This window comes from Thermococcus kodakarensis KOD1 (assembly GCF_000009965.1).
Classification (GTDB): domain Archaea; phylum Methanobacteriota_B; class Thermococci; order Thermococcales; family Thermococcaceae; genus Thermococcus; species Thermococcus kodakarensis.
This window is the reverse complement of the sequence record NC_006624.1, coordinates 1,035,476-1,048,562: the sequence shown is the minus strand read 5'-3', so window position 1 is coordinate 1,048,562 and position 13,087 is coordinate 1,035,476. Positions and strand designations below refer to the sequence as shown.

Here is a 13,087-nt window from a genome sequence, read left to right as displayed (position 1 = left end):
AATTGAGGTGAGTGTAATGGCTATCTGGCAGGGAAGATCACTCAAGAAACCCTCAGGTGGTAGGATCATCCTCGCGAGGAAGAAGAGGAAGAGGGAGCTCGGAAGGGAGCCGGCCAACACCAAGGTCGGCGAGGACAGGGAGAAGAGGAAGATCATCAGGACTTACGGCGGCAACAGGAAGGTTCGCCTCGTTGAGGCCCTCTACGCCAACGTCTTCGAGGGTGGAAAGGGCAAGAAGGTCAAGATACTCAACGTCGTCGAGAACCCGGCCAACAGGCAGTACGCGAGGAGAAACATCATCACCAAGGGTGCAATAATAGAGACTGAGATTGGAAAGGCCATCGTTACCAGCAGGCCGGGCCAGGACGGGGTCGTTAACGCCGTCCTCATCAAGGAAGAGAACGCCTGAACTCTTTTTTCTTCCCTCTGTATTCTGAGGCTTTCGTGTTTTCTGTTTGCATCTGTTGTTGGCTGTCGTGAAAAGAATTCGTGAATCAAAAAACTAAAGAAACTGATGAAAGGAAACTAAAACGCTTCCTCTCTGAACTTTCTCAGCTCCTTTTCCATGATCTTTCTGGCGAACTCTTCAGCCTTGGGCTTCACTATCTCGATGACCCTCTTCTTGAGCTCGTCGAGACCTTCGCCTGTAAGGGCGGATATCCTGAGGGGTTCAAGTCCCTTGGATTTAACAAACTCCTCGATCGTTTTCATCTTCTCCTCGTCGGCTATGTCGGCCTTGTTGAGGACGACGATGAACGGGAACTCTCCGAACTCTGAGTATATCTCCTCGAACAGATGCATCTGCTCCTCTATCGGGAAGCCACAGTACTCACTCGGGTCGAAGATGTAGACGATAACGTCTCCGAGATGTTTCAAAGCGAGGATTGCCTGCTTTTCAACCTCGTTCCTTTCGCTTAGAGGTCTGTCAAGTAGTCCCGGCGTATCTATTACCTGGTACTTGAGGTAGTGCTCCTCGAACTGGCCGACGTTTATTCCCTTGGTGGTGAACGGATAGCTTGCCACCTCTGGCTTCGCATTTGTCAGCGCCCTCAAAAGGGTGCTCTTGCCGACGTTGGGATGGCCGGCTATAACCACAGTTGGAAGCTCAAGGTCAACCACGGGAAGCTCCTTCAGAACGTCCCTTGCCCTGTTGAGGTACTCAAGGTCGTCGCCAATGTCCTTAAGTATGTCCGCCACTCTGCCGTAGAACTGCCTCCTGAGCTTGGCTATCTCGATTGGGTCTCTCTCGTAGCGTATCTTCTCCACGTACCTCTGCTCTAGGTTTCTTATCGTCTTTATGGCCCAGTTGACCCTCGCCAGCGAGCGGTGGAACTGGTCGCGGTCGACAAGGGTATCAACGAGCTCCCGGTAGAACTTCGGCAGGGTGGATACTCCAGGTGTTCTGTCGAGTATCTTCCTGAGGTTGTCCCTTACCACGTTGGAGACGGTTCTGACTCTCAGCTCCTCCCTCTGACGGGCTTTGGCAACTTTCCCTCCCTGAGGGGTGAATGCAGAAGCGGCCTTCTCGGCCCTCCTGAAGGCCTTGTCGATGAGTTCATCAGCGGTAAGGACTGTTGGCATCTTCTCAAACGGGTTCTTCATGGTCTCACCTCAACGTATTTCTCGCGGGAGAAGAGTTTTCGGCTGGGTTTAAAAAGGTGCCTGACCTGGAAGTATATTTTCAGATTCAGTTTGGGGCTGGGTACTCCGCCTCTAACCGTAAGGTTCATAGGTACAAAGTGTCTAAAATATCCTTGAATGTCCTTCGGGTGTATGGCTATGTTTCAGGGTATAGCGGACGCACTGCTTTCGGGAATCCTGGCAGCACTTACGTCGTGGCTTCCCATGTCCCCAGAGGGAAGCTTTGGTCGCCTTATAGACGGTGTGATTAGTTATACTGCCTTTCTTGTGCCCGCTTATGCTGGCATTATGTTCTCTGTGCTCTACCGCTATAGGGAAAGGCTATCCAAGGAGCCATTGATGGCCCTTCGGGGCGCTGAGACATCGGAGCTCCAGTACTTTGTACTCGGGTTTCTCTTAACCCTCCTGCTTGGCCTTCCCTTGGCGAAGCCGTTAACGGCTCATAATGCTGCCTTCGATGTCTTCAATTTGATCTTGGCGTTCTTAATAACATTCTTCGGCTTGACATGGCCAGGACTTACCGTTCTTAAAGGTGCGGAGGACAGGATACCCTCCAAACCGAGTTTTCTTGATGCAGTGCTTGCTGGAGTGTTCCAGAGTTTCTCCTCCACAGGTGGAGCCTCAAGGACAGGACTCGTGACACTGGCTCTCGTCCTTCCTGGACACAAAGCGGAGAACGTGCTTGAATGGGGGTTTTTGATTGCTCCTGCTTACCACCTAATAAGGCTGCTTTACCTTGGTGCCTACGAGGGAGACACTCTCTTGGGCTTTATCACTGCTGTTACGGCGTTTTTTGTTAGCCTTGGGATTATGGAAGTTTTGGTAAGGACAGCACAACATCTTGGAACGAGGAGGTTTTTAACGCTCTTTGGACTAATAGGGGTGTTGTTAAATCTGGGGGTGCTGATATGAAGGGTGTAATACTCGCCGCTGGTAAAGGGGAAAGACTGAGGCCGCTGACTGATGACAGGCCAAAGGTCGTTCTAAAAGTGGCAAACAGGCCGATAATAGAGTACGTGCTTGAGAATCTCGACCCGTTTGTGGATGAGTTCGTGATAATAGTCAGGTATCAGAAGGAGAAGCTGATCGAGGTTCTCGGCGATGAGTTCAACGGCAAGCCAATAACGTACGTTGAACAGCTTCCTGGGGATGGGACCGCAAAGGCTATAGAGAGCGCGAGGGAGCACGTTGGAGATGAGGAGTTCATAGTGGCCAACGGGGACATATACTTCGAGGAAGAGGGTGTTAGGGAGCTTGTTGCTGTTTTTAGGAGAGAAAAGGCCGATGCGGCTCTTCTCGTTAAGCATTTTGAAGACCTAAGCCACTTTGGAAAGATCGAGGTTGAGGGAAGTCTCGTCAAGAGGGTTACCGAAAAGCCCGGAAAAGTCCCCGGTTATGCAAACCTCGGAGTGTATATCTTTAAGCCGGAAGTTTTCGGGTTCATTGAACGCACTCCCCTGAGCGAGAGGGGTGAGTACGAGATTACGGATACCATAAACCTAATGATTGAAGCCGGAAAGAAGGTTGCCTACGCCGCTTATTCCGGCTACTGGAACGACATTGGAAGACCCTGGAACCTCCTTGAGCTGAACGAGTACCTCCTAAAGACCAAGCTGAAGCACGAAGTCAGGGGCACCGTTGAAGAGGGCGCGGTCCTCATACCGCCCGTTGAGATAGGTGAGGGTACAGTCATAAGGAGCGGTGCCTATATAATTGGGCCTGTGAAGATTGGGAAGAACTCACGCATCGGGCCGAACTGCTTCATAAGGCCCTACACTAGCATTGGCGACAACTGCCACGTGGGAAACGCCGTCGAGGTGAAGAATTCCATAATAATGGACAACTCCAACGCGCCGCACCTGAACTACGTTGGGGACTCAATTATAGGGGAAAACTGCAACCTCGGAGCGGGAACCATAACCGCCAACCTGAGACACGACAGGGGCAACATCAAGGTGGAAATAAAGGGAAAGCTTGAAGACAGTGGCAGGCACAAGCTCGGAGCAATCATCGGCCACAACGTCAAGACGGGCATAAACGTTACAATCTACCCGGGCAGGAAGATAGGGAGCGGCTCCCTTATTGGGCCGGGAGTTATAGTTGATAAGAACGTACCTCCGAGGACTCTCGTAGTTGTAAAACAGGAAAAGGTGGTGAAGGAGTTATGAACGCTCTTTATGACCTTATTATCCCAATCCTCAATTTTATCTCGCGATGGGCGCTGTTTATAGCCTCCACATACCAGGCCAAAAAGACCCGGGAGAAAGGCTGGGTACTGCTGTCGGCTGCCTTTTTGATAGATGCTTTGGACATGGAGAGCTATGTGCTCGACCCACTTGGGATAACTTTCAAGGAGAATGCTTATCTAGTTGCATCAGTTGTTTCAACCTTTGCCGTGGCGATACTGTTCTTGTGGGGAGCGCTTCATATAAAGTATGGGAAGACCGACTTCAAAGATGTTGCGTACGTGGCAATCTTTGTCGTAGTATCTTACATATGGATATTCCTAGTTGCGTCTGACATTAAGCTCTTTGAGAATCTCACAGTGGCATATTCCCTTCCCTATCTGATCTTTGGGTTGTCCATGATATACTTTGGATACGTTCTTTTAGAGGCAACAATGCCAAAGTCAATCGAGAGGCTCTTCCCCTACGGCCTAATCCTTCTGGGAGCCCTCAACCTCACGTATCCTGTGACCCGGTTTATTGACTGGTTTGCACCCATAGGTTTCCTCCTGGGGGCGCTGTTCAGGTTTATGGCTGCGGTCGGTGCGGTTAAGTACGTCTTTTATCCTATGAGGGCAGTTTCAGTCTCTGGTGCGAGCGAACCAATCAAGGGCTCCTTTATGTTCAAGGGCAAGGAAGAGGTAGTTCAGGCCATTGGGGATGTGTGGTCAAGGCCGGGTACCGTTATTATCACCAGGGAAAACATCATGGACGTTATGAGTAAGATTCACCCTGGATCGCTGGTGTTCTGGGTGACCCGGGCAAAAGAGGGCGTCATCTCCGAGACTCCCCAGGTTTATGCCGTGAGTCCAACCAGCATAGACATACTGACGGACCTCGTGGCAAATGCCCTTCGAAAAGGATACAGAACAGTTTACATTGACTCGGTTGAGTATCTCATCATTGAGAACGGCTTTGAGCGGACCATGAAGTTTCTCCTAAACCTTAAGGATATGACGCTAAACGCCAATGGCCTTATGATACTCGTGATCAACGAAGAAACGCTAGATGAAAAACAGAAAGGAATGATAGAAAGGGAGTTCGAGACCTTCAGGCAAGGCCAAGCTTCTCGATGAAGCGTTTCGCGTACCTTACATCTTTTTCAAGCTCGGCCTTCTGGAGGAGCTGTCTCTCAATGGCCCTGAGGGCGTCGTGAACTGCCTGGATGGCACCCCAGGTCTCGCCCGTGGCCACAAAGGTTCCCCTGTCGGTGACGACCCTCATCCTGGCCTGGTAGAGGTGAACTCCCCTGAGCTTCTCAGGGAAGCGGCGGATGTAGAGGTAGATGATGCCCTCCTGTCCAAGGAGATCCTCGTATCCATCAACGAAGCGTTTTATGTCCTGTATTATGCGCTCCCTCGTGAAGTCGCTGAGTATTGAAGCATCACCGCCGAGCTGGAGGTAGAACCTTGCCTCCTTCTCGGTCATTTTTGATATCGGCAGGAGGAGGTCCTTGACCGTGAGGATTCCGACTACCTTGTTGTCCTCGTTGACAACGACAAGGCCGTCGATGTCGTTGTCCTTCATGGTTGCGACGGCTTCCCTTACGGTTGCGTCGGGCAGTATGGTTATGACTCCCCTTATCATGACGTCCCTGAGGGGCATGCTGAAGGGCGGTATCTTCTCGCCCGCAACCTCTCCAGCCTGGGCCCTGAAGCGCGGCTTGATGAACCTGATTATGAGGTCGTGGAGGGTAACCAGTCCCTCAAGCTTGCCCTCGTCGTTGACTATGGGTATCCTTGAAATCGCGTGGTCGCGCATTACAGCCAGGGCTTTGGCGACGGTGTCGCTCGGCTTGAGTGTTATGACGTCCTTGGTCATGTACTCCTCAACTTTACCTTTGCCGAACTTCTCCTGGGCAACTCTCTCAAGGACGGCCATATCGTTTACAACGCCGATTATCTCGGCCTTGCTCTCCCCAACTGGGAGCGAGCGGAGATCAACCTCAATCATGAGTTTGGCGGCCTTGCTCAGATCCTCATCGGGCTTGATAACGGGAGCGGGCTTGTAAACGTCCCTAACCTTGGCCTTGGTTGGATCCCACTTGAGGTGGGAGCGTATGATCAAGTCCTGGGTCAATACACCCTTGTACAGGTTCCCATCGAACACGAGAATGAGATCGGGGTCTTCCTTCTCGAAGATTCCTATGGCCTCAGAAAGCGGGGCATTGATGTCGATCTTCTGGAAGTTGTCGGTCATTACCTCTTGCACCTGGATTCCGACCATGCTGTCACCTCCTTTTCAGTTATTATTAGGGCGGCATATGATATAAACCTTTGCTAGGCCCCGTCAGAATTTAAGTAACGTTAGGTTAATAAATCTTTCGCCCAGCGCCCAGTGAAGAGCTAAAATTTTATCATGGAATTATTACTTTTTGTAGAATTCTATGAACTCTTTCGGCGTGAGGATATAGAACTCATGTCTTCCGAGCTTAAACTTCTTCTCTTTGTTCCTGATTCTCAACAAATGCTTACGGTCATAGGTTATCAGCACGTCGGCCTTAGCGTTATACACAACGTCCAGAAACGGAATATCCTTCGGATCACGGACTTTCTCAAGAATAGTTTTAGACTTCTGGAATGAACGCTTAATTTGAACCCTTTTTGATAATGCCTTCATTGATTGAATATACCCCTTAGCTTCCTCAAGGGAAATATACCTCAGCGCCTTTTTTGAATAAAGCTTCTCTTCATATTCCTTGAGAGTTTTTGAGGAAATGTAGTTTGTTATTTTCCCCGTAGCTAAGAGTTCGAGAACCTCAAAAGCATAACCTCGAGTGGAGATTGCACCAGAGAATAATACTGAAGTATCAATAACTACTCTAAGCCGAGTTTCTTTAGTTTTCTTTCGATTTTCTCCCATTTCTTGATCTCCTCCTCAGCTTCATAATAGAGTTTAATGGCCTCTTCCTCGCTTATCTTCCTCTTTCCCTTCTGGGAGAGTATGAAGTTTTTAGCCTCCTTTTTAGTCATCCTCGTGGGTTTCATTTTCTTTAGCTTCTCCCGGTTAGCCTTCCACTCATAATACTCGATAAGCTCTTTTGGTGAAACACCAACGGCCTTCGCAACCTCCTCAATGAGAAGTTTTATTCCCTCCGAATTCTTCACACTCACGGCCATACTTAACACCTTGAGATGTTTGGGAAATCTGGATTATTAACTTTTCTTTCATATGCTTCCTCCCTTCTAACTCAATGCCATTTAAATCCTCTAGTAGGTTTGAGTGGTGTTTCTATAGTCTCTTGAAGTTGAGAAAGCTGACTCCTTCTATCCTAAAGGGCAGGGTTTTCAAAAGAGAAAAAGAAAGGCGGGGAGCTTGAGATTGTGGATTTTGGAGAAAATATACCTTTCGGCTCAATGACTAAAAAAGAGCCGCAAACAAGACGTTTTTACAGAAAGGCTGTGATCGACTCCACAGTTATAATCCAAACTTTGGTAGTATCTGTTTGGTCAATAGTCAAACTTCTGGTATCGCTTAAGTTTAAGAGGCCTCTGCTCAATCTTACTGATATCTATCTCACCAGATTTCACCAAATCCACTAAATCTCCGGCGAGAGCCGGATTTCAAGTGCCCCACGAATTCTGAGTCCATTGGTCTTGTCATCAGTACTTTTTATGACCACTTTTCCCACCCTCTTTACCTTCGTCTTCTTTCTCTTAAGATTAACCCCAACTATGAGTTCAACTCTTAAACCTGACGAGACTAAAACCAACTAAGTATGTCCTAATTTCATCGTCCATTGATCCAGATTTTGTGTGGCGGTTCTTCTTTCAGAGATAAGGGACTAAAAAAATTTATAAAGTCTCTCGCGGGGAGTGTTGATGGTTAAGAGCGCCGGGGTAGCCTAGCCTGGGAAGGCGCGGGACTCGAGATCCCGTGGGCGTCCGCCCACCAGGGTTCAAATCCCTGCCCCGGCGCCATTCAAGGGCCTGGCCCTCCGGGTCTTTCCTCCTCTATCCTTAAATTCACCAATGGCTCTTCTGAGGGTAAACTTTCACAGGGCAGGCTCTCCTCAGTTTGGTTTGTTTAATCCTGCATGAAACAAAATATGAAAACAGAAAAGGTGAATTATGTAGTTATGTAAGCACCCTCCTTTTCTACTATGACGGTGTGCTCGAACTGGGCAACCATCCCACCCCGGACTTCCCTGAGGATCGGGTAGGCATAGATGGCGCCGGCCTTCTCAAGCTGGGCCAGGGCGAGTTTGAGCTGTCCCTCAGGTAAAAAGTCCTGGAGCCAGCGGTAGGCGAAGGGTAAGGTCTTGTAGTTCTTCTTTATGTGCATCAAAAGCCTCCTAGCCTGGAGCATCCTCACGGGTCTATCGCGGAGGTACATGAAGATGAGCGCGGGCGGAACCTCGATGACCTGCCCGGCTCCAGTTGTCGCGAAGGGCTCTATTGCGAAGACGTCGCCCTCCTGGAGGACGTAGGTGTCGGCCTCCCTGTAGACATTGGGCACGCTGACGCCCGCGTGGAGCTTGTAGCGCTCAACCTTGTGGCCGCTCAGGTTCACTATTGGGTTAAAGCCCTTCCCCCGGATGGTCTCCTCAATGGCTCTGGCGACGTCCCTTATCATTACCCCTGCTCTAACCGTTGCTATCGCGTTTTCAAGTGCTTCCCTTGCCGCTTCCATAAGCTCATCCTCTTCCATTCCCACCCTAAAAGTGACGGCAGTGTCCGCGATGTACCCATCAACGTGAACGCCAATGTCGAGCTTCAGGTAGTCCCCTTCCTTTAGAACCGTCCCGTCTCCTTTGTAGGGGGTATAGTGTGCGGCAATCTCGTTTATTGAGAGGTTGCACGGGAAAGCAGGTTTACCGCCCAGCTCAACTATCCTTCTCTCCACGAACTCCGCTATGTCGTAGAGCTTTGCACCGGGTTTTATCAGATCGACTACCTCTTTCTTGACCTGTCTTGCGATCTCTCCTGCCTTTATGAGTGCTTCTCTCTCGTCCACTTTTGACCACCAACTTCCTTAGTGTTAGGCTGCCCTTAAACCTTACGAAAAACCTTTTATTTCCACCCCCATAGTCCAGGAAGGTGAGGGAATGTTAGACTTCAGGAAGCACATCAACGTCTCCGATGACTTCTTCGTCGTTAGAAACCTCACTGGATCAATACTTGAGGGTGTGGGGGTAGCTTACCTTGTTCCCGCGCTGCTGGTGTGGGTCTATCCCGAGGAGATAAAATATGTGCCATACTTCGCCCTGCCCGGAATGGCCTCAATCCTGTTCGGGGCCTGGCTCAGCAGACACTCCAGCAAGATTGAGGATGTAAACCTCAGACAGGCGATGGTTGCTGCTGCATTTACCTGGCTCCTCGCTTCACTCGTCAGCGTTGTCCCCTTTGTGAAGATCGCTCACATGCCCCTGCTGGATTCCTATTTTGAATGTATGAGCGCTTGGACAGGCACTGGTCTCACCATGATGAGCAACCTGCAGAGCTATCCCAAGATGCTGCTGTTCTGGAGGGCCTGGATGCAGTGGTTAGGTGGAATTGGTATAGTACTGGTTGCCCTCACCGTCCTTATTCGGCCAGGTGTTGCCGCGGCCAGGCTCTACAGGGCTGAGGCAAGGAGCGAGAGAATCCTTCCAAACCTGGTGAACACGGCCAAGGTCATATTTGAAATATACCTCGTCCTGACGCTTGTTGGTGTCTACCTGTACTACATCAACGGGATGGGCCTCTTTGATGCGCTCACACACTCCATGACAGGTCTTGGCACAGGTGGTATGAGCACCCACGACGAGAGCATAGGGTTCTTCCACAGTCCGGCTATAAACGCCGTGACGATCTTCCTCATGATAATGGGTGCCGTTAATTTCACAGTCCACTACAGGGTCTTCAAGGACAGGTCTCTCAAACCGTTCTTCGCGGACATTCAGGTCAGGTACATGTTCTTCTTCCTAATCCCTGCGGTTTCCCTCATCGCCTATGGACTAGTCCAGGTTGGGGATTCCCTCGCCCAGGCGCTCCAGGACGCTGTTTTCCATGCGGTTTCAGCTATAAGCTGTACTGGATTCCAGATATCCGACCTCTCCAAGTATCCGGAGGTTGGAAAGTTTCTCCTGGCGGTGCTGATGGTTATCGGCGGCGGTGCCGGAAGCACTGCGGGCGGAATAAAGCTGATAAGGATAACCCTGATGTACGAGAGCCTCAAGTGGACGATCGAAAGCGCCATACTCCCGAAGGGCGCCGTTATCAAGAGAAAGGTCGGAAACTACGTCTTCAGTGAGGAGGATATACAGGAGGTAATGAGCTTTACGATGACGTACGTCGCGTTCTTGCTTGCGGGAGTCCTCTACACAATGCTTAGAGTCCACGCCAACCTCGCGGATGCTCTCTTTGAGGTGGCCTCCGCCCAGGGCAACGTCGGTCTCAGCGTTGGTATAACATCCCCGGCGATGCCAGCTGACCTTAAGTTCGTCTACATACTCCTCATGTGGATAGGCAGGCTTGAGATATTCTCGACGCTCGTGTTCATAATAAGCGTGTTCTTCCTTCTCCCTAGGGGGCTGAGAAGGTGAACGTTCTGGAGGTCAGGAACCTGCGCTTCCAGTACCCGCGCTCGAAAAAGCCGGCCCTCAATGGTGTGAATCTGTCAGTTAGAAGGGGGGAGATGGTTGGGATAATCGGGCCGAGCGGAAGCGGAAAATCGACCCTTGTTCTGACGTTCAACGGGGTAATCCCCCACTCCATCAGGGGCGATTTCTCTGGGGAGGTTCTGGTCAGAAATCCCTCGACTGGAGAGGAATTGAGAACTCTGGAAACACCAGTTTCTAAGCTCTCCACAGTGGTGGGTCTCGTGCTCCAGAACCCCGAAAGCCAGCTGTTCAATATGACGGTGGAGGATGAAGTGGCCTTCGCCCTTGAAAACCTGGGCCTTCCAAGGGAAGAGATAGAAGAGAGGGTCAGCTGGGCGCTGAGGGTCGTCGGTCTGGAAGGAAAGCGGGAGGAGTTCCCGCCAAACCTCAGCGGTGGGGAGAAACAGAGGTTGGGCATAGCATCAGTTCTGGGCATGAAGACGACGATTATCGTCATGGACGAGACAACTTCTCAGGTCGATCCTGGGGGTAAGAAAGAAGTCGAGAACGTGATACTTAGGCTGAGAAAAGAGGGGGTAACGGTAATAATCGTCGAACACGATTACCGCTTCCTCTTCAGAAACGCAGACAGAATAGTTGTGCTCAAGGACGGAAGAGTGTTTTTAGAGGGCACGCCTAGGGAAGTCGCCAGAAGGGTCGGGGAACTTTTGGGGCTTGGAATTAAACTGCCGCACTCCCTTATACTCTCCCACCGTCTTGGCCTTCCGCCGCTTCTTTCTCCAGAGGAGTTTCAGCCGAGAGTAACTCACCAACGCTGAGCGGTTCGCCCATTATCTCGTGTTTAAGGTCGTGAAGCTTCAGCATCAGCTCAAATCTGGTTTCAGGATCTTCTATTCTTTCCGCTATCTTTATCGCTGACTCTATGAACTGGAGCGCTTTCCCCCTATCGCGGTTCTCCTCAAGCTGTGCCAGGTGCATCAGCGCAACGGCCCTGTGGAAGTTGCTCGTTATGTGGCTTATTATTGCAAGCGCCTTTTCGATGTCTCCCCTCTCGTAGAACACCTCCGCCAGATATGACAGGACAACGTCTAGCTTTTCCGGGTCTTTTACGAATTTCATTGCGTAGGCAGCCTTTTGGAGAAGACCTGCCTTAATCAGGGAAAAGAGAATGTCCCTCAGTATGTCTGGATGCTGAAGGGCAAGGTTTATCGCGGTCTTTAATGTGAAATCCCCTTCAAGCTCGGAGCCAGCGAGGTAAAACCCAATGGAAATCTCCCCTAGAAGGAGGGCGCGGTAGCGCTCATTTTTTATCCCGTTGATGTGAGGGAGGAGCTGTTTTATGAGGGGAAGTGCCCTGAATGATTGACCATCTCCTTTCTCCAGCATCTGGGTTATCTTTCTTAAAATCAGCCGTACCGCTATGACAAGGTTCTGCTCTTTCTTTAGTTCTTCAAGAAGGGCAATTGCCCCGGGTATGTCGTCCACTAGGAGCCTGTCTTCTATCTCCGTGAGTACCTCCGTGTCTGGCCGTCCACCAATAAAAGAACCAAAGAACTCGTCAAGCTTCCCCATTTGCTCCCTCCTTTTCCAGCAGAAGTTCCAGATAGGATCTGCGTTCGAACCTCTCAACGCCGAGTTCAGTCAGTATTGCCCTCAACTTGTCTATAAGCTGTGGAACGTCTTCATTTCTCTCCGTCATCGCCTCTATCTCTATAAACTTCCCAAGCCCCTCAACCTCGTCCAGGGCTATTATTATCCCTTTCTCGACGTAGTACTTCTCCCTCACCTTGGAAACCGTGAGAACCTCCACGAATCCAAGGCTTTCTAATATCTCAGCGTGTTTGTCGGGATCGCTGAGCGGGACTTCGATTTCCTTCCGTGTTTTTGAATGCTCATCAATTTTTGGACCCTTGTATGTCATAAAGGCCTCAAAGTGGCCGTTAAACCGCCTTATTCTGATTCTAAGTGCCTCATCGGTCTCCGAAAAGTCCCTGCACGGGTGCTGATAGTAGGTATCCTCGTGGTACTCCTTCCTTATGAACTCGAACTCGTCCCGTACCCTCTGGAAGATTTCATCACTGGCGTATCCCTTCAGTTCTACCTCTATCACAAAACCACCTCCAGATTCCTCAAGAGTTTCCGCTCACAGTTTGGGCAGTAGTAGGGGAGTTTGATATCCGTATCATCGACCGAGTTTGAGAAGTGCATAACACAGCGGACGTTTGGACAGTGAGAAAGCCCAAAAACGTGGCCGAGCTCGTGCATGACTTCCTTTACAGTCCTCTCTATGAGGAGCTCGTCGTTGCTTGGCCTTCCATAGAACTCGGGCCTTAGCCGGTGGATTGAAACAACGGCACTCCTCAACTTTTCACTGGCTACACCAAAGACGAAGTTCATGCCCTTTTCGTAGAGGTCAACCTTTGTGATGCCCACTGTGGCCAGCGCTCCTGCTCTCCTTCCAATCTCGGAAAGCGTGGGTAGAAACGCACCACCTAGGAACTGACGCCGGAATGGATGATACGCTGATAGAAACAGGCTCTCGCTTAGGGAATCGCCAGCTTTAACGGAAACTCCCCTTCGTGAGTAGTAGGAATCCACGAATTCAGCCACATCCTTTATGAGCCATTCCGGGATGTAGCCGATGGGGACTATGAGTATCACGCGCACACCCAAAAAG

The 13,087-nt window shown here is 50.4% G+C and carries 14 protein-coding genes and 1 tRNA gene; 7 read left to right on the top strand and 8 right to left on the bottom strand.

The window, feature by feature from the left end; all coding sequences use genetic code 11:
• Positions 1-16 precede the first annotated feature (16 nt).
• Positions 17-409, top strand: coding sequence for a 30S ribosomal protein S8e (locus TK_RS05870; protein ID WP_011250142.1), 393 nt, complete (start codon positions 17-19; stop codon positions 407-409).
• Between the two features lie 116 nt (positions 410-525).
• Here the strand turns inward: TK_RS05870 and TK_RS05865 are convergent, their stop codons facing one another.
• On the bottom strand, positions 526-1,602 hold the full coding sequence (locus tag TK_RS05865) for an NOG1 family protein (protein WP_011250141.1): 1,077 nt from the start codon (positions 1,600-1,602) through the stop codon (positions 526-528).
• A gap of 177 nt (positions 1,603-1,779) precedes the next feature.
• Here TK_RS05865 and TK_RS05860 point away from each other — a divergent pair, with 177 nt between their 5' ends.
• Genes TK_RS05860 through TK_RS05850 form a run of 3 tightly spaced genes read left to right on the top strand, consistent with a single transcriptional unit; the run spans position 1,780 to position 4,942 of the window.
• A complete protein-coding gene (locus TK_RS05860; protein WP_011250140.1) occupies positions 1,780-2,553 on the top strand; it encodes an undecaprenyl-diphosphate phosphatase in 774 nt (257 codons plus the stop codon).
• Positions 2,550-3,809: a bifunctional sugar-1-phosphate nucleotidylyltransferase/acetyltransferase gene (gene glmU / locus TK_RS05855; RefSeq protein ID WP_011250139.1), complete on the top strand. Its 1,260-nt coding sequence runs from the start codon at positions 2,550-2,552 to the stop codon at positions 3,807-3,809. The genes TK_RS05860 and glmU overlap by 4 nt, the downstream gene beginning before the upstream one ends.
• Positions 3,806-4,942, top strand: coding sequence for a DUF835 domain-containing protein (locus TK_RS05850; RefSeq protein ID WP_011250138.1), 1,137 nt, complete (start codon positions 3,806-3,808; stop codon positions 4,940-4,942). Before glmU ends, TK_RS05850 begins: the two co-directional genes overlap by 4 nt.
• On the opposite strand, the gene TK_RS05845 is transcribed toward TK_RS05850, so the two are convergent.
• The 3 genes from TK_RS05845 to TK_RS05835 form a co-directional block, all read right to left on the bottom strand.
• Positions 4,917-6,092, bottom strand: coding sequence for a CBS domain-containing protein (locus TK_RS05845; protein WP_011250137.1), 1,176 nt, complete (start codon positions 6,090-6,092; stop codon positions 4,917-4,919). The genes TK_RS05850 and TK_RS05845 overlap by 26 nt on opposite strands.
• Positions 6,093-6,233: 141 nt before the next feature.
• Positions 6,234-6,728 carry a putative toxin-antitoxin system toxin component, PIN family gene (locus TK_RS05840; protein ID WP_011250136.1) on the bottom strand — a complete coding sequence of 165 codons (495 nt, stop codon included), beginning with the start codon at positions 6,726-6,728 and terminating at the stop codon, positions 6,234-6,236.
• Positions 6,683-6,985, bottom strand: coding sequence for a hypothetical protein (locus tag TK_RS05835; protein WP_011250135.1), 303 nt, complete (start codon positions 6,983-6,985; stop codon positions 6,683-6,685). Before TK_RS05835 ends, TK_RS05840 begins: the two co-directional genes overlap by 46 nt.
• A 714-nt stretch (positions 6,986-7,699) precedes the next feature.
• Here TK_RS05835 and TK_RS05830 point away from each other — a divergent pair.
• Positions 7,700-7,786: transfer RNA gene (locus tag TK_RS05830), tRNA-Ser, on the top strand.
• A gap of 148 nt (positions 7,787-7,934) precedes the next feature.
• Here the strand turns inward: TK_RS05830 and map are convergent.
• Complete coding sequence (map, locus tag TK_RS05825) at positions 7,935-8,822, bottom strand: type II methionyl aminopeptidase (RefSeq protein ID WP_011250134.1); 888 nt, start codon at positions 8,820-8,822, stop codon at positions 7,935-7,937.
• A gap of 91 nt (positions 8,823-8,913) precedes the next feature.
• Between map and TK_RS05820 the strand changes: the two genes are divergently transcribed.
• Together TK_RS05820 and TK_RS05815 are read left to right on the top strand one after the other, a co-directional pair.
• On the top strand, positions 8,914-10,392 hold the full coding sequence (locus TK_RS05820; protein ID WP_011250133.1) for a TrkH family potassium uptake protein: 1,479 nt from the start codon (positions 8,914-8,916) through the stop codon (positions 10,390-10,392).
• Positions 10,389-11,228: an energy-coupling factor ABC transporter ATP-binding protein gene (locus TK_RS05815; RefSeq protein WP_011250132.1), complete on the top strand. Its 840-nt coding sequence runs from the start codon at positions 10,389-10,391 to the stop codon at positions 11,226-11,228. Before TK_RS05820 ends, TK_RS05815 begins: the two co-directional genes overlap by 4 nt.
• Here TK_RS05815 and TK_RS05810 read toward each other — a convergent pair.
• The 3 genes from TK_RS05810 to TK_RS05800 are packed head-to-tail and all read right to left on the bottom strand — an operon-like array spanning position 11,149 to position 13,077.
• Complete coding sequence (locus TK_RS05810) at positions 11,149-11,982, bottom strand: hypothetical protein (protein WP_011250131.1); 834 nt, start codon at positions 11,980-11,982, stop codon at positions 11,149-11,151. The genes TK_RS05815 and TK_RS05810 overlap by 80 nt on opposite strands.
• Positions 11,969-12,520, bottom strand: coding sequence for a class IV adenylate cyclase (cyaB, locus tag TK_RS05805; RefSeq protein ID WP_011250130.1), 552 nt, complete (start codon positions 12,518-12,520; stop codon positions 11,969-11,971). The genes TK_RS05810 and cyaB overlap by 14 nt, the downstream gene beginning before the upstream one ends.
• Positions 12,517-13,077, bottom strand: a complete 561-nt coding sequence (locus TK_RS05800) for an archaemetzincin family Zn-dependent metalloprotease (protein ID WP_011250129.1) — start codon at positions 13,075-13,077, stop codon at positions 12,517-12,519. The genes cyaB and TK_RS05800 overlap by 4 nt, the downstream gene beginning before the upstream one ends.
• Positions 13,078-13,087: the final 10 nt, after the last annotated feature.